18 protein-coding genes are annotated in these 15,746 nt (G+C 66.1%); 9 read left to right on the top strand and 9 right to left on the bottom strand.

The annotated features are described in order from the left end of the window. The first annotated feature begins 309 nt into the window (after nucleotides 1-309). Genes ACGFK1_RS11910 through ACGFK1_RS11920 form a run of 3 tightly spaced genes read left to right on the top strand, consistent with a single transcriptional unit; the run spans nucleotide 310 to nucleotide 1,750 of the window. Nucleotides 310-660 carry a UBP-type zinc finger domain-containing protein gene (locus tag ACGFK1_RS11910; protein WP_393428508.1) on the top strand — a complete coding sequence of 117 codons (351 nt, stop codon included), beginning with the start codon at nucleotides 310-312 and terminating at the stop codon, nucleotides 658-660. 5 nt (nucleotides 661-665) lie between these two features. Continuing rightward, complete coding sequence (locus ACGFK1_RS11915; RefSeq protein WP_393428510.1) at nucleotides 666-1,610, top strand: cation diffusion facilitator family transporter; 945 nt, start codon at nucleotides 666-668, stop codon at nucleotides 1,608-1,610. After that, nucleotides 1,607-1,750 carry a hypothetical protein gene (locus tag ACGFK1_RS11920; protein ID WP_393428512.1) on the top strand — a complete coding sequence of 48 codons (144 nt, stop codon included), beginning with the start codon at nucleotides 1,607-1,609 and terminating at the stop codon, nucleotides 1,748-1,750. The genes ACGFK1_RS11915 and ACGFK1_RS11920 overlap by 4 nt, the downstream gene beginning before the upstream one ends. Here the strand turns inward: ACGFK1_RS11920 and ACGFK1_RS11925 are convergent. The 3 genes from ACGFK1_RS11925 to ACGFK1_RS11935 all read right to left on the bottom strand — a co-directional run bounded on the left by ACGFK1_RS11925 (nucleotide 1,747) and on the right by ACGFK1_RS11935 (nucleotide 5,052). Then, complete coding sequence (locus ACGFK1_RS11925; protein ID WP_393428514.1) at nucleotides 1,747-2,727, bottom strand: SDR family oxidoreductase; 981 nt, start codon at nucleotides 2,725-2,727, stop codon at nucleotides 1,747-1,749. The two genes, ACGFK1_RS11920 and ACGFK1_RS11925, sit on opposite strands and share 4 nt — an antisense overlap. A 107-nt stretch (nucleotides 2,728-2,834) precedes the next feature. Beyond that, nucleotides 2,835-4,391 (bottom strand): phytoene desaturase family protein, encoded by a 1,557-nt coding sequence (locus ACGFK1_RS11930; RefSeq protein WP_393428516.1) that lies wholly within the window; start codon nucleotides 4,389-4,391, stop codon nucleotides 2,835-2,837. 55 nt (nucleotides 4,392-4,446) lie between these two features. Continuing rightward, nucleotides 4,447-5,052, bottom strand: coding sequence for a TetR/AcrR family transcriptional regulator (locus ACGFK1_RS11935; RefSeq protein ID WP_393428518.1), 606 nt, complete (start codon nucleotides 5,050-5,052; stop codon nucleotides 4,447-4,449). Between the two features lie 69 nt (nucleotides 5,053-5,121). Between ACGFK1_RS11935 and ACGFK1_RS11940 the strand changes: the two genes are divergently transcribed. The 6 genes from ACGFK1_RS11940 (at nucleotide 5,122) to ACGFK1_RS11965 (ending at nucleotide 8,763) form a co-directional block, all read left to right on the top strand. Further along, the gene (locus ACGFK1_RS11940) at nucleotides 5,122-5,604 is read left to right on the top strand and encodes a DUF2834 domain-containing protein (RefSeq protein ID WP_393428520.1); all 483 of its coding nucleotides are present in this window, start codon (nucleotides 5,122-5,124) and stop codon (nucleotides 5,602-5,604) included. A gap of 10 nt (nucleotides 5,605-5,614) precedes the next feature. Further along, on the top strand, nucleotides 5,615-6,403 hold the full coding sequence (locus ACGFK1_RS11945; protein WP_393428523.1) for an MBL fold metallo-hydrolase: 789 nt from the start codon (nucleotides 5,615-5,617) through the stop codon (nucleotides 6,401-6,403). Nucleotides 6,404-6,411: 8 nt separating this feature from the next. Continuing rightward, complete coding sequence (locus ACGFK1_RS11950) at nucleotides 6,412-6,834, top strand: SRPBCC family protein (protein WP_393428526.1); 423 nt, start codon at nucleotides 6,412-6,414, stop codon at nucleotides 6,832-6,834. Nucleotides 6,835-6,906: 72 nt separating this feature from the next. Beyond that, a complete protein-coding gene (locus ACGFK1_RS11955; RefSeq protein WP_393428529.1) occupies nucleotides 6,907-7,374 on the top strand; it encodes an ester cyclase in 468 nt (155 codons plus the stop codon). Then, complete coding sequence (locus tag ACGFK1_RS11960; RefSeq protein ID WP_393428531.1) at nucleotides 7,367-7,990, top strand: TetR/AcrR family transcriptional regulator; 624 nt, start codon at nucleotides 7,367-7,369, stop codon at nucleotides 7,988-7,990. The genes ACGFK1_RS11955 and ACGFK1_RS11960 overlap by 8 nt, the downstream gene beginning before the upstream one ends. Continuing rightward, entirely contained in the window at nucleotides 7,987-8,763 is a 777-nt protein-coding gene (locus tag ACGFK1_RS11965) for an MBL fold metallo-hydrolase (protein ID WP_393428534.1), read from the top strand. Before ACGFK1_RS11960 ends, ACGFK1_RS11965 begins: the two co-directional genes overlap by 4 nt. Nucleotides 8,764-8,777: 14 nt before the next feature. Here the strand turns inward: ACGFK1_RS11965 and ACGFK1_RS11970 are convergent, their stop codons facing one another. From ACGFK1_RS11970 to ACGFK1_RS11995, 6 genes are all read right to left on the bottom strand, one after another. Continuing rightward, nucleotides 8,778-10,157 (bottom strand): HNH endonuclease signature motif containing protein, encoded by a 1,380-nt coding sequence (locus ACGFK1_RS11970; protein WP_393428537.1) that lies wholly within the window; start codon nucleotides 10,155-10,157, stop codon nucleotides 8,778-8,780. 123 nt (nucleotides 10,158-10,280) lie between these two features. Continuing rightward, on the bottom strand, nucleotides 10,281-11,285 hold the full coding sequence (locus tag ACGFK1_RS11975; RefSeq protein ID WP_393428540.1) for a zinc-binding dehydrogenase: 1,005 nt from the start codon (nucleotides 11,283-11,285) through the stop codon (nucleotides 10,281-10,283). Nucleotides 11,286-11,287: 2 nt separating this feature from the next. Beyond that, nucleotides 11,288-12,628, bottom strand: a complete 1,341-nt coding sequence (locus ACGFK1_RS11980) for a cytochrome P450 (protein ID WP_393428543.1) — start codon at nucleotides 12,626-12,628, stop codon at nucleotides 11,288-11,290. Beyond that, complete coding sequence (locus tag ACGFK1_RS11985) at nucleotides 12,625-13,488, bottom strand: SDR family NAD(P)-dependent oxidoreductase (protein WP_393428546.1); 864 nt, start codon at nucleotides 13,486-13,488, stop codon at nucleotides 12,625-12,627. Before ACGFK1_RS11985 ends, ACGFK1_RS11980 begins: the two co-directional genes overlap by 4 nt. Beyond that, nucleotides 13,485-14,390, bottom strand: a complete 906-nt coding sequence (locus ACGFK1_RS11990; RefSeq protein WP_393428549.1) for an alpha/beta fold hydrolase — start codon at nucleotides 14,388-14,390, stop codon at nucleotides 13,485-13,487. Before ACGFK1_RS11990 ends, ACGFK1_RS11985 begins: the two co-directional genes overlap by 4 nt. Continuing rightward, nucleotides 14,387-15,742 carry a cytochrome P450 gene (locus tag ACGFK1_RS11995; RefSeq protein ID WP_393428552.1) on the bottom strand — a complete coding sequence of 452 codons (1,356 nt, stop codon included), beginning with the start codon at nucleotides 15,740-15,742 and terminating at the stop codon, nucleotides 14,387-14,389. The genes ACGFK1_RS11990 and ACGFK1_RS11995 overlap by 4 nt, the downstream gene beginning before the upstream one ends. Nucleotides 15,743-15,746: the final 4 nt, after the last annotated feature.

Here is a 15,746-nt window from a genome sequence, read left to right on the forward strand (position 1 = left end):
GTTCCTAGACAGCTCCACTTCACAACCGGAGGCCTTCCCTGTCACACAGGCTCACCGACAGCGACCCGGATAACCTCCCTGGACATCACAACTAGAGCGCACCCAAGTCGACGATGGCGCGTGGGCATTGACTCTGCGCCTACGGCGACAAACTGCGAGTAAGCGGCGCCCTGAGCGCAGAGTGAACGCGGGCAGTCACCGCGTCGGCGGGCGGCGGCAGCTGCGGGTCCTGACCGGCCGCGCAACGCTTTTGGTTTCGCTCTGTTCGATCGCGAGCGCGCGACAGCTTCGTCGGTAGGCTCCACACTCATGAGCACCGCTGTGGATCCGTCAGTCCCGCCGAGCGGCCCAGGCTGTGTCGAATGCGACGCCGCCGGTGGCTGGTGGGTACATCTGCGCCGCTGCGCAGCCTGTGGCCACGTGGGTTGCTGTGACGACTCGCTGGCCCGGCATGCTGCGGCGCACTGGCGGGAAACCGGACACCCGATCATCCGGTCGTTCGAACCCGGCGAGGACTGGTTCTGGAACTACGACGCGCGCGAGTACTACGACGGACCGGACCTGGCCCCGCCCGAAAGCCACCCGGCCGACCAGGCGGTGCCGGGTCCCGCCGAGCGGGTGCCCGAGGACTGGGTGGCGCAACTGCGCCAGCGCGGCTGAGCCCGATGGCCGAGGCCGGCGGCGAGAGCACACTGACAGTACTGGTTGCCTTCGGCGCGAACTTCGCGATCGCGGCCGCGAAGACGGCGGCCGCCGCGGTGTCGGGTTCGGCGTCGATGCTTGCCGAGGCGGCGCACTCGTGGGCCGACACCGGCAACGAGGTGTTCCTCATGATCGCCAATCGACGCAGCGCCCGACCCGCCGATCCCCGGCGCCCGCTGGGATACGGCCGTGAAGCATACGTGTGGTCATTGCTCGCCGCGATCGGACTTTTCGTCGTCGGCGCATCGGTGTCGATCTGGCATGGCATCACGGAGCTCACCGGCGGGCAGGAGGCGGAGGGCCGCGACTACACACTTGCCTACATTGTGTTGGCTGTTTCTCTTGTGCTGGAAGGTATTTCGTTCCTGCAGGCGGTCAGACAGCTGCGCGCGGAAGCCCACAGCCTGGATCGCGACCTGCTGACGCACGCGCTGGAGACGTCGGACCCGACCACGCGCGCGGTGTTCGCCGAGGACGCCGCCGCGTTGGTGGGCATCGTCATCGCCGGAGCCGGTATCGCGATGCATGAGCTGACCGGCGTCGCCGCGTGGGACGCAGTCGGTTCCATCCTGGTCGGCGTGCTGCTCGGCATGGTGGCCGTGGTCCTGATCGACCGCAACCGCCGGTTCCTGACGGGTGAACCTGGGTCGGCGGACCTGAAGGACGCGGCCGTCGCGCGCGTGCGGCAGCTCGACGGAGTCGCCGATGTGCGCTATCTGCGACTGGAATTCATTGGCCCCAAGCAGCTTTTCCTCGTTGCCAGTGTCGATCTCTGCGGTGACGATGTGGAGTCGTCGGTGGCACGCAGGCTGCGCCGCCTCGAGCGCGAACTGGAGACCGACCCGTACGTGGTGGACGCCGTGCTGACCGTTTCCGAACCCGACGACGCGGGTAGTCAGCAGCGGTGAACAGCAAGAAACCCGACGCTCTCGACACCGACGAAGACGTCGAAAGCGACCCTGCCAAGGGAGCGGGCGACCGCAGCGACTGGTCCGACGAGGGCGGCGCCACCCCGAGTGGGCCCGCCGAGGACACCGACGACCGCTAAATCGCCTCCCTCAACGATGACAGCGTCTCGGCGGCAGTGTATTTGGGCGTCCAGCCCAGTTCGGCTTTCGCCTTGGCGGTGTCCATCACCACCGACGTTCGGCCGGCGTGCAGCCACTCCAGCGCCGACGGCACGAACGGCAGGCGGGCGATGACTCCCGAGGCCGCGGTCGCGGCAACGTGGGGCAACCGGACGGGCCGAGCGCCGAGCGTCTCGGCCACATCGGACATCGACAACACCCCGTCGCCGGCGATGTTGTAGGCCCCGGGCGGAGCGGAAGTGGTTGCCGCCAAGGCGATTGCGGACGCGACGTCGTCGTGGTGGACGAGCTGCAGCGGGGTCCCGGGATCGGGGAACGGCGGCTTGAGCAACGGCAGCGCCTGGGTGACCCGCTTGACAGGGCCGGGCAGCTGGTTCCACGGCATCGCCTCGGCAAGCGCAGGCGCCTTCGGCCCGGCGACGATACAAGGTCGCAACACGTACACCGCCAGCGATGAGCCGCTGGTGATCTCGGTCAGCGCGGCTTCACACGCGGCTTTCTGCTCGGAGTAGTAGTGTTCCGGCGACCCGCGTGGTGGCACGTCTTCGGTGATCGGCACCGGGTTGTCGGCGTGATAGCCGTACGCGGCGACCGACGACGTGTACACCAGGCGGCGCGGTCGCGCGGCCGCGACGGTCGCCTCGAAGACGTTGCGGGTGCCCTGCAGGTTGACGCGGGCGCTCTCCTCGCGTGAACCCAGGATGATGAACGCGAGATGGATCACCACGTCGGCGTCGGCCACCAATGCATCGACGGCGTCGCGGTCGAGAATGTCGCCCTGCAGATATTCCGTGCGGGTCCAGCCATGCGCTGCCGGGTCGAACGGCCGCCGAGCCATCCCGATGATGCGCTCGACGTCGGGGTCGGCTTCCAGCGCTCTGACCGCCGAGATACCGATATCACCAGTGGGACCGGTAACGGCAACTGTGAGGGGCATACCCGGTGGCTTTCCCCGCGGCCGGGCCGGCGAAACTGCGACGAGACTACGGTTTCTGACGGATTTTCGCTGATATCTGTCAGAAACCGTAGTTTCGACGCAGACCGCTATAGCTCGGCGAGCACCGCCCTGGCCGCGTTGTAACCGGGAACGAACGTGATACCGGGACCGCCGTGGCAGCCGGCACTGCCGAGATACAGTCCGTCGATCGGAATCGGTTGATCGACATAGCCTTTCGGTCCCGGGCGGTTGATGCCAATCTGGTCGGGATGGATCAGGCCGTGGCAGTAGTCGCCGCCGGGCGCACCGAACATGGTGCCCATGTGCTTGGGCGTGAATGTGGTGTGCCTGATGATCAGGCTCTCGAAGTTCGGTGCCAGCCGAGTGATCTTGTCGATCACCCGCTGTCCCATCTGTACCTTCATCTCGCCGTAGCCGGCGTCGCCCCCCTCGATCGGGAACCACAGCGAGAACGCCGATGCGGCGTGTTTACCGGGTGGTGCGAGGCCGGGATCGTTGACCGACGGGATCTGCAGCGCGATCGACGGATCGGCGGGCACGATGCCGTGCCTGCAGTCCTCCCACTGCTGCTGCAGTTCCTCGGGCGTGCTGAAAATACCGATGTTGGACTGCATGGCCGGATCGTTGAGCAACTCGTATGGCGCCGCGAACTCCGGTATGCCATCGAGGGCGAAGTGCATCTGCAGATAGCTGCCCCTGTGGTCGACCCGCGAGAATCGCTCCCGCATGTCGGCAGGCACCGCGGCGCCTTCGACGAGGCCGACCGTCAGGTCGGGGGCTATACCGGACACCACGACCGGCGCGGTGATCGTCGCGCCGTCCTCCAGACGCACCCCGGTGACCCGATCGTCGGCGACCAGGATCTCGTTGACCTTGCTGCGCAGGCGCAATTCGCCGCCGTTGGACGTGAACATCCCGAGCAGGTGCGTGGTGAGCGCACCGATGCCACCGCGTAACTTCTTGACCAGCAGCGCATTTTCGTCCGGGACGGCGAAGCCGTACGCCAAGGCCGCCGCCGTCCCGGGGGTCTCCGGCCCACGATAGGTGGTATTGCACGCCAACAGCGCGAGCATGCCGCGCAGCGCGCCGTTCTTCTCCTTGTCCGGCAGGTAGCGGTCGATCACATCGGTGACCGACCCGAACAGCATGTCGGTGATCGTCGAGCGTTCGAATTCGCTTGTCGCACAAGCGTACATCTCGTCCAGCGTCTTCGGGGGAAGGCCCGCTTCGAAGCGTCCCAGCGCGCGCGTCGGCGCCTGACACCAGGCCATCAGACCAGCCATCCCGTTGACGGCCTCGGCGCCGTGCACCTCGTTGATGTGCGTGAGCAACTTCATCGGGTCGGTGTAGTACACCAGGGGCTCATCGCCGACGCCGCGCAGCGATACCGACATCACGTCGAGGTCGACAGTCGGTAGGTCGTCGAGTCCGAGTTCGCGGCTCACCACCGCCGAGGTCGGGATCTGCACCGAGCCTGCGATTTCGAATCGGTAACCGTCGAACAACTCCACCGTGGATGCCATCCCGCCTGCGTACAGCTTGGAATCCAGGCAGAGCGTGCGCAGTCCGGCCTTCTGCAGCAGCACGGCGGCGGTGAGCCCGTTGTGGCCTGCGCCGACGACAATCGCGTCAAAGTCCGTCATCGGCTGAGGCTGACACGGACGACACAGTTTTGTCAATAATGACAAAACTTGGGGATCAGTCCCGCTCCCCCAGTCCACTGCGCAGCGACTTCAGCGCGGCGCGGCACAGCCGATCCAGTTCCGGCAGCGACCGGTCGTCGCCGAGCATCCAGACCTCCATAGCGCCGAACACCGCGGCGGCGATGCAGCGCGCCGTGACCGTGATGCGCATCCGCTCATCGGTGCCCGCCTTCGGTGCATCGTCGCCTGCGAGTCGGTCCTCGATCGCCTCGGCGAAGTCGACCTCGAGTTGCCGGATGTGCCGGACGATTCGGCCCGGGTCGAGTTCCTGCGCGCGCAGCGCAGCGATCTCGGTGACGGCCCAGTCGTCGTAGGGTCGCGCCATGATCGCCGCCTGAACCGACTCGACGATCGGTTCATCGGCCGAGCGCTCCGCCAGCGCCTTGCGGAACCAGTGCACACCGGCGTCGTAATCGGCGAACAACAGATCGTGCTTCGAGGCGAAGTGGCGATAAAAGGTTCGCAACGACACCCCCGCGTCGGCGGCGATCTGTTCGGCCGAGGTGTCTTCGATGCCCTGCGCGGTGAACCGCACTAGAGCGGCGCGGCGCAAGGCTTCGCGTGTTCGCTCGCTGCGCGCCGTTTGGGCAGGCCGGACCATGTGCGTAAGGTACCGCAATCAGGTTATGTCAATATTGACAAAACTCGGATCGGTGGCAAGACTCCGGACATGGTCTCCCTCGTCGTGCACGCACTCCTCGGAATAGCGACCATCTGGTTCACCATCGCGTCGAACCCGAAGATCTTCAACCGGCCGGCTGGCGGTTCGCGTTTCTCCGCGCTGGAGATCCTGTTCTGGGTCGTCGGCCTCGCGTCGCTGCCCCTGTGCTGGTACTTCAACATCCAGTACGTGTACGGGTACTCGGCCAACCCGTTCTGGGGCGAGGGCGCCAATTGGGGCCAGTTCATCTCGCTGGGCTACGCCAATCCGGCGGCGGCGTCGGCCAGCGCCGACTACACGATCATCAATGTTCTTCTGCTGCCGTTCTTCACGATCGTCGACGGCCGACGGCGGGGCATCCGGCGCCCTTGGCTGTTCTTCGTGTCGAGCTTGTTCACCAGCTGCGCGTTCGCTTACGCGTTCTACTTCGCCACCATCGAGCGGCAGCACCGTCACAAGATTAGCGATCTCGAGGTGCCATCTCACGTGTGAGACTGCACATGTGAGAGTTCACCACCTCAACTGCGGGACCATCTATCCGCTCGGTTGTGGGCGAATGGTGTGTCATGTCCTGCTGGTCGAGACGGACAATGGCCTGGTATTGGTCGACACGGGCTTCGGAACGCGCGACTGCGCAGATCCTCGGCGTCGGGTGGGCGCCTCCAGGCTCTTCGTCCGGCCAGTGCTGGAACCTGCCGAGTCAGCTGTCAAACAAGTTGAGCGACTTGGCTTTCGCAGCGACGACGTCCGCCACATCATCATCACCCATTTCGACTGCGACCACATAGGCGGGATAGCCGACTTCCCCGATGCCCAGGTGCACGTCACCGCCGCGGAGGCGTTCGGCGCGCTGCGAACACCGACACGCGGCGAGAAGATGCGCTTTCGCACCGTTCAATGGGCGCACGGTCCCAAGATCGTCGAACACGCCATCGACGGCGAGAAGTGGCGAGGATTCGCGGCGGCCAGGGAACTCGACGAGGTGTCGCCGGGCATCGCGTTGATTTCGTTGCCGGGGCACACCCGAGGTCATGCCTGCGTGGCGGTCGACGCCGGACACCGTTGGGTGCTGCACTGCGGCGACGGCTACTTTCATCACGGCACCCTGGACGGAACCGCACGCATGCCCCGGTCGCTTGCCGCGTTCGAACGGGCGACCGCATTCGATTGGAAGATGGTGCAGGACAACCACGCTCGCCTTGTCGAACTGCACCGAGGCGGCGATCCCGGCATGCTCATCGTGTGCTCACATGATCGCAGGTCCTACGAGCACGCCAAGAACACCGCCTAGGGGGGCAGATGCAGGTCACGTCACAAACCACAGTCGGCGCACCAATCGACACCGTATGGGACGCGCTGAGCGATCACGTCGGGATCGGCCGATGGGCCCCCGGGCTGTCGGTGACAATGGACAAGGTGGGCGCCGCGGATCCGAACGGCGTTGGCGCCGTTCGCCGTATCGCAACGGCGGGACCGGCCCCGGACCTCGTCGAAGAAGTCGTCACGTTTCAACCGCCACACCTGCTCGCCTACCGAGCGCTGTCCGGGGTGCCGTTTCCCGGGTACGCGGGCGAGGTGCGACTCAGCGAAGCCGGGGCAGGCACTCAGATCACGTACACCCTCTCGTCGACTGCGCGTTTGCCTCTCGTCAAAGCGCCGCTGGCGGCGATCTGCCAGCTGTTGATGCGCATGCTTGCCCGCGCCTCCACCAAGAGAAATTGAGGATCACCCTTGACCCGGTACCGCTTGGTACCGTAACTTGTTCGTCAACAAGCAAGTGCCTCGGGAGGGCCGATGATCACCGACGACCTGCGTCAGCGCCGCCTCGCCATCATCCGTGAACACATGGACACCGAGGTGACCAAGGAGTTCGACGCAACGCTCGCGACGTTCAAGACCGACGGCGAGGGCCATCCGCACTACGAGATCATGGCCACCGGGCAGGTCTACGACGGCGACGACGAGGTGATGGGCTACTACCTCTCCACGCGCACCGCGTTTCCGGACCAGCGCCATGAAAACGCCCGCTTTCACGTCTGCGATGATGCGGTCATCGTCGAGTTCGACCTTCTGGGAACGAATCTCGGCGAGTTCTACGGCATGCCGCCCACGGGCAAGTCGTTTCGGGTGCCGCTGATCGCGGTGTTCTTCTTCGAGGGTGACCGCATCGTCAACGAACGCATCTATTTCGACACCGCGAGCCTTGTCACTCAGATCGGCCGCGGCGAACTCCTTGCGCTGGCCGGGACGCTCGGTGACTGAGTCGGGTCCGCCCCGTACCCAGCAGCAGCGCAGGATCGAAGCCGAGCGCCGGTTGGTGCGCGCGGCCGCGGAACTGGTCGGCGAAGTCGGGCCCGCGGGAGTGACGCTGGCCAACGTCGGCCAGCGTGCCGGTTACAGCCGTGGCTTGGCCACGCATCACTTCGGATCGAAGAGCGCGTTGATGCAGCGGCTCGTCGAGGTGGTCACCAGCCAGTTCCGCGAAGCGATAACCCAAGAGAGCCAATCGGATTCGCCGGTCGACCAACTGCGCCAGCTGATCGACTTCTACTTCCGGGTGGTGTCGGACCTTCAACCGGTGAATCGAGCCCGGTTAGTGCTGTGGGCCGATGCGGTCGCTGGCCCGTCGGAGGACGTCAGGCCGCAGATGATCTCTGCCGACCGTGAATTCCGCGAGGAGATCGAGAAGCGGATCCAATTGGCGGTGACCGCCGGCGATGTGAACAACACCGTCGATGCGCAGGGCCTAGCCACGGTGATCGTCGCGATGCTGCGCGGGGTGGCGCTGCAATACGTGCTCGACGACAAGGTCGACCTGGTCGCGGCCCGCCGAGAGGTGGAACAACTGCTCGCGTCACGGCTGGAGAGTCGGCCGTGAAGGTTCACCACCTCAACTGCGGCACGATGACGATGCCCAGCCCGATGGTCTGCCACGTGCTGCTCGTCGAAACAGATGACGGGCTGGTCCTCGTCGACAGCGGCTACGGCAGTCACGATTGTGACAATCCCAAGCGGGTGGGCCCGGCCCGCCGGATGGTCAGACCGGTGCTGCGTCACGCCGAGACCGTCGCGCACCAGATCGAAGGTCTCGGGTTCGCACGAGATGACGTGCGGCACATCGTCATCACGCACCTGGATATGGACCACGCAGGTGGGCTGTCCGATTTCCCGGAGGCGCAGGTTCATCTGACGGCCGCGGAGGCGCTCGGCGCGATGAGGGCACCATCGAGGCGGGAGAAGGCCCGTTACCGCTCCGTGCAGTGGGCCCACAATCCGAAGATCGTCGAACACGATCCCCGTGGCGAGAAGTGGCGCGGCTTCGCCGCAGCCAAGGAACTGACCGAGATCGCGCCGGGCATCGCGTTGGTTTCAATGCCAGGGCACACCCGCGGCCATGCATGTGTGGCGGTCGACGCCGGCCATCGCTGGGTGCTGCACGCCGGTGACGCTTTCTACCACTACGGCACCCTCGACGGGACACCGGTGCCGAAGGCCCTGACCGCCATGGAGACGATGTTCGCGTTCGACCGAAAAGCCGTGTTGGACAACCGCGCTCGTCTCACCGAGCTGTACCGTCGCCAGGAGCCGGACCTGTTGGTCGTGTGCGCACACGATCCGACACTGCTCGAACGGGCGCGGGCCACTGCCTAGGTGGCGATTGACACTCAGAAGGGTGGTGGATCTGCTGCGTAGCGGGCGTGGTTTTGGGCGCGCTCGTATTCGATGCGGTAGGCGCGGTCTTGGCTGCGGGTGCGTTTGCGTCGTGGCATGGCCAAGCCGCGGTTGGGGTTGGTGGGTGGGCTGTGGGACAGCACAAGGGTTTCGGTGGGCGTAGCCAGTTGGGGGAAGAACCTCACCCCGAGCGGTTTGGTGGGGTACAGGCGCCCGCGTGGTGAGCGCCAGATGACCGTGCCGTCGGGTAGTTGCACATCGAGCCAGCCGCAGAAGGTTTTCAACAGGTGGTGGATGCGGCATTTGTGCGAGGTGTTCGACGGATGGGTGGGCCCGTAGGGCCAGGGCACGCTGTGGTCGATGTCGCAGCCGGCGGCGGGGTGGTCACAACCGGGGAAGGTGCACGTCAGATCCCTGGCTTGCAGGAATCGGGTCAGCGCGGCCGAAGGCCGGTAGTTCGGTTCGTCGGCCAGGTCTTTGGGCACCGGCACGGGGCGCAGCGACGCAGTCTTGGCGAGGTCCCGCACTGACTGTGCGGGCAGTGCGCCGTAGCCGGGCAGGTAGCCCGGTGTGTCGCTGCGGCCCTCGACCGTGGCTGCGTCGGCGATCACGGTGATCACCACCGGGGGCACCCGACCGTCGCCGGCCGCGGTGCAGTCCGGCGCATCGCACAGGCAGGGCATGGTGGTGGCGCGGGCCGAGAGCGGGCCGAGCGCATCGGTGCGGCGCTGTTCATGGGTCCGCGGATCGTTGGGACACACGGTGGCGGCCAGGTTGTCGAGGGAGGCGTCGAACGCCGCGCCGTCAGGTGAGCGGACCTCGCCCCAGATCTCGGCCGTCCCGTTCTGCCCGGGCCGGACCTCGATATGGAGGTCGGCGTCGCGCTCGTTGGCCACCCGCACCGCGTCGGGATCCAACTCGATGACCATCCAGTCGACGAGTTCGGTGATCTTGTCCTGCGACAGCGCGTTCCACCCGGGCGCCTTGGCGGTCAATTGCTCATCGACGGCCGCCAACGCGTCTGCGTCGGTGATCAGGCCGGTGCGGAAGATGGCCGCGGCGATGATGCGGAAGTCGACCAGGCCGGCGGCGAACACCGAACTCAGTTTGGGCAGGCGTTCGATCAGGCTCTGTCCGTAGTGCATCCGGGACGAGGCGCGTTTGCGACTCAATCCGAGTTCGGCGCTGACCTCGGCGGCGATCTGTTCCCACCCGTCGACCACCCAGAACCCCTGGTCGTCAGTTTGTTCCGCGATGCGGCGCACGGTGAACGCGCCGATGGCCAGCAGTTGGCGGGCGCAGGCGGCACGCTCGTCGCGCTGGGCGGTGCTCATCAGGTCGAGCAGACCGACGTCCTCACAATTCTCGAACACACTTTCGATTCTCCGGCCCCGAAGGACACCGCGCCATCGTCCGCCGCCGCACTGTGGATGAAATCCAGCCTGTGGATAACCTCACCCGCATGTCGGACCCGGGTGGTAGGGCTTCCGACGAAGCTAGGGCACCAGCACGACCTTCCCGACGTTTTCGCGTGCCGCCAGGATGCGGTGGGCTTCGCGGGCGTCTGCGAACGGCACCGCCGCGTGCACGACAGGCTGGATGACACCGTCGGCCAGCGCAGCAGACAACGGCTCAATCCAGGGTTGCAGTGTGCCCCGGTCGTCCCACAACGCGAGCATGTTCAACCCGATCAGGCTCTTGGATTTCGACAGCTGCTTGATCAGGTTGAAACCGCGCACCATCGACAACAAGTGCGGCACCGCGATACGAATCGACCGCTTCTCCCCCTGCTGCATCGCGGATGCGCCGTATCCGACGAGCCGGCCCCCGGGCCGTAACAACTGATATGAGCGCTTGAGCGAGGTGCCGCCGATCGCATCCAATACGATGTCGTACTGCGGCAAGCCTTTCCACCACCCGTCGCGCCGGTAGTCGATCGCCCGGTCGACGCCCAACTCTTTGAGTCGGTTGTGCTTACCCGGCGATGCCGTGCCATGCACCTCGGCCCCGCCGGCCTTGGCCAATTGGATGGCCGCGATGCCGACGCCGCCTGCCGCCGCGTGGATCAACACGCGTTCGCCCGCCCGCAATGACCCGTAGCCGTGCAGCGCCGCCCACGCCGTCGCATAGTTGACCGGAATCGCAGCACCCTGCTCGAAAGTCAGCGAATCAGGCAGCGCCACCGCGTCATTAGCCTGCACATTGACGATCTCGGCGTAGCCGCCGAAGCGTGTACCCGCGAACACCTGTTGCCCCAGACGCGTTTCATCGACTCCGTCGCCGACGGCCTCGACGGTGCCTGCCACCTCGTAGCCGACGACCATGGGCGGCTTCGGCGCGTCGGGATAGAGGCCGACGCGGGCAAGGTGATCGGCGAAGTTCACTCCGGCAGCGCGCACGGCAACCCTCACCTGTCCGGGTCCCGGAGGCGGCGGGTCAGGACGGTCCTGCACCTGAAGCACAGAAAGATCGCCGTGTTTGGTGATGACGACAGCGCGCATGATCAGACGCTGACCCGCGCGCTGCTCTGACGGCCTTCTACTCCCGCCGTGCCGATCCGCCGGTACACGACCGCGCGGCCACCGTCTTTCGGCGCGAATGCGACACCGCGGTTGTGCATGCGCTCCGCCGGTGCCGCGGTCGGGACGAAGCGAAACTCGCGCAGCAACGTGCGCAGCACCACGTTCATCTCCATGTTCGCAAATGCCGCACCCAGACACCGCCTGGTCCCGCCGCCGAACGGCACCCACGAGTACATATCGGGGCTCGCCCGCAGGAACCGGTCGGGATCGAATCTGTCTGGATCCGGGTACGCGTTGCGATGCGTCAGCGGGATGTCCACCTGGACGGTGTAACCATGTGGAATCACCCATGGCCCCAATGGCATTGACTCGGCGATCACCTGGCGAGCGGCGCCGTCGATGACGGGTCGGATGCGCTGCACTTCGTGGATCGTCGCCTGCAGCAGATCCGAGCCTCCGGAATCGACCTCATTCACCAAACGCGACAGCACATCCGGATGCCTGCGCAACCGCTCGACCGCCCAAGCCAATTGGGTGGCGGTGGTTTCGTGACCAGCCGCGAGCAACGTGAACAGTTCGTCGGCCAGATCGCTGCGCGACATCGCCGTGCCGTCGTCGTACCGCGACAGCAGCATCAAAGACAACACGTCGTCGCGCTGCTCGAGGTTCGGGTCGGCGGCGACACGGTCGATCAGCGCTCCGACGATTTCGTCGAATCGTCTTCGCAGGCCGAGGAATCGGCCCCAGGGACTCCACGGACCCAGGTCGCGGTGTAACCACGGCAGGAAGACGAGCTTGGACCCCAGTTCCACCAGCGGGGGCATCACCACACGCAGCGCATCGAACTCGGCACCCTCGGCACCAAACACCGCCCGCAGGATCACGTTCAAGGTGATCCGGTTGGTCGACGGCAGCACCGAGAACTCCTGACCCTCGGGCCAGGTGGCCACCTCCTTGAGGGTCTCCTCATCGACGAGGTTCTCGTAGGCCCGCATCCGCTTGCCGTGGAACGGCGGCACCAGCAGCTTGCGCCGCCGCCGATGTTCCTCGTCTTGCAGACCGAACGTCGACCCCGGGCCCAGCACCAGGTCGAGGTTGGGTTCCACGTTGCGCACGACGTCGGTTCGCGTTTGGAAGAACTGTTTCACCAACACGGGATCGCTGATCACCACCGTCGGCCCGAAGAACGGCAACTGCACGGTGAACGCGGTGCCATAGCGCTTGCCCAGGATCGCCATCATGTGTTGGCGCGCCACGAGATACGCCGCCCCTTGGATCGGCGCGGGCCAGCGCGGGCCTGGCGGCAGGTGCGCTGCGGTCACGACCGGGTCACCTCCGGCGCGGTGTTCGCCCGGGTGCGCAGCACCGATTCGAGCTTGCCGACAATGTCGTAATAGCGGGTCGGCGCCAACCGGCCGAGCGTGTCGAACAGGTACGCGTCCGGCCCCACCAAGATGCGCGCTTTTCCTCGCTCCACACCGCGATGGATGATCTCGGCCGCCTTGTCGGGCTGTGTCAGCGTGATCGCGGCGAACTCGTGAACCATCTGTTCGTGGCTGCGGTCGCGGCCTTCGGGATCCTTGCGCCACCGAGCGTTTCGCACGATGTTGGTGTTGATGCCGCCGGGGTGGACGTTGACGGCGGTCACGCCGGTGTTCCGCAATTCCTGCCGGAGGGAATCGGTGAAGCCCCGGACAGCGAATTTGGCTGCGCAATACGCGCTTTGGTTCGGCATACCCACCAGGCCGAACACGCTCGACGTGTTGACGATCGCGCCTTCGTTCTGTTCGACGAGGATCGGCAGGAACGCGCGGGTGCCGTTGACAACGCCGTGGAAGTTGATGTTCCACAGCCAGTCGTCGTCCTCGGCGACGGTGTCGAGCACGCTCGAGGACGTCGCGACGCCGGCGTTGTTGAACACCGCGCCGATCGGCCTCGGCGCCCAGTCGCCTACCTCGGCGGCAAAGTCGCGCTGCGCATCGGCGTCCGCTACGTCGAGCACCCGCAGCAGCGTCGGGCCGCTCAGCGATGCCTCCGTGTCCTTGAGACCGGCCTCATCGATGTCGGTGATCGCCACGGGACAGCTGTGCGCCGAAAGCCGTTGCGCCAGGGCGCGACCGATGCCGGATGCCGCTCCGCTGATGACGACGGTGCGGCCGCTGATGGTGCGTCGGATGCTCATGCTCGCTCCTTTGTGTGGGGGGCTCCTGACAACGTGGTGTGCTCGGTGATCAGGTCGATGACTCGGCCCCACGCCCCGATCGGCAGATCGTGGCCGAGACCGACGATCGTTTCCAGCCTGGCGCCGAAGATCGCGTGCGCAGTCGCTGCCCCTCCGGTGGGGTGCACCATGCGATCACGGTCACCGTGGATGACCAGTGTCGGGGCGTCGATGTGTCGCAGTTCGGCGGTCCGGTCACCGGAGGCGAAGATGCCTGCGAGTTGCCTGGCGATGCCCGCTGGACTGGGGTCTCGGTCCCAAGCGATCCCCGCGTACTCGCGCACCGCGGTTTCGTCGAACGGGTACCCGTGAGACCCGATGTGCGCGAACATGCTCGCCGCCCGATCCATCGCCTGCATCCGCGTGCGCGGTGGTCGCGAAGTGAGCATCCGCCTCCACGTCGACGGCGCAGGGCGGCCCAACCGGCGCGCTCCCGTGGTCGACATGATCGATGTCAGCGTGCGGACCCGACCCGGATAGTGAGCGGCCACCGTCTGGGCGATCATTCCGCCCATCGAGATACCGACGAAGTGAGCGTCGGAGTAGCCGAGCGCGTCGAGCAGACCGGCGGTGTCGCGGGCCATGTCGCCGAGGTGGTACTGGTTGCGCCCCCTTAGCATCCCGACCGGGTTCGGCGGTCGGTACGACATATGCGTCGACCGACCCGCGTCTCGGTTGTCGAACCGCGTCACCCGATAGCCACGGCCGGCCAGCGCGGCGACGAAATCGTCCGGCCATGAATGTAACTGCTGGCCCAGGCCCGCGACCAACACGATGGGCGGATCGGCGGGGTCGCCGGTCTGGTCGTAACACAGTTCGATGCCGCGGCCGACGTCGACGAGCACCTCTTTGCGGGCGCTCATGCCGAAACGCGCTGTGCCTGGCCGGCAGTCGGCCGTGTCTTGACTACACGGCGGTATACCACCGCTCGTCCGCCGTGCGCGGGCGCATTGGCGACCCCCCGCGAACGCAGGCGCTCGCCTGGGGCGTAGGTCGTGTTGAACTCGAACTCGCGCAGTAAGGTTCGCAGTGTCACCATCATCTCCATGTTTGCGAAAGCCGCCCCGATGCAGCGGCGCACACCGCCCCCGTACGGGATCCACGCATAGTTGTCGGGCGGGTTGCCGATGAATCGGTCGGGATTGAACGCCTTGGCATCGGGAAAGCTGAGTTCGGAGGCGTGGGCGAGCGAAATGCTGACCAGAACGGCATGCCCTTCCGGAATCACCCATTCTCCCAACCGAATACGCGTCTTCGCCCGCCGACCAGTTGCGTTGATCACCGGCCGGGTGCGCTGCACCTCCCAGATGGTCGCCTGAGCCAGTTCCGAACCGCCGGCGTCGACCTCCGCAGCCAGCCGCGCCAACAGGCGCGGGTGACGGCGCAGCCGCTCCACAGCCCACGCCGGGGTGGTCGCGGTGGTTTCGTGCCCGGCGGCGAGCAGAGTGAGCAGTTCGTCGGCGACGTGATCGTCGGAGATCGGCGAACCATCCTCGTAGCCCGCGTGCAGCAGCAGGCTCAGCACGTCGTTGCGCTGGTCGAAGTTCGGGTCGTCGCGGATGTCGGCGATAAGCCGCCGGATGATCTCGTCGTAGCGGGCACGGTAAGCCGCCAGCTTCCGGCCAGGGCTCCACCGTCCGAGGTCGCGCCGCACGACCGGCGGCATCACCGCCAACCGTGACGAGTGCAGCACCATGCCGGGCAGCAGTGCACGCAGTTCATCGAGCGCGGCGCCCTCGGCCCCGAAGACGGTCCGCAGAATGGCGTTCAGGGTGATGCGCATCATCGACGGCATGGTCTCGAATTCCCTGCCCTCTGGCCATGACGCGGTTTCGCGCAGAACCTCTTCCTCGACGATGTCCTCATAGGAGGCCATTCGCTTGCCGTGGAACGGCGGCACCAGCAGCTTGCGCCGTTCGCGGTGTTCGTCTCCGTCCAGACTGAAAGTTGAACCGGGACCGAACATTTCGCCGAGAGCCCCGGCCCGGCTGACCAGATCCGGGCCGGTGGTGAACAGGTCCTTGATCAGAGCCCGGTCACTCACCACGACGGTCTCGCCGAATATCGGCAACCTCAGCGTGAAGGCCGACCCGTACCGCTTGGCCAACGCGGCGACCGACTTCTCCCTGGCGGCGACGAAGCCCACGCCCTGTAGAAGTTTCGGTATCCGCGGTGCGGGCGGTAGCCGCACCGGGTCCGTGGTCGCCACGGCCATGTGA

The sequence above is a fragment of the Mycobacterium sp. NPDC048908 genome, assembly GCF_043197955.1.
Taxonomy (GTDB): Bacteria; Actinomycetota; Actinomycetes; order Mycobacteriales; family Mycobacteriaceae; genus Mycobacterium.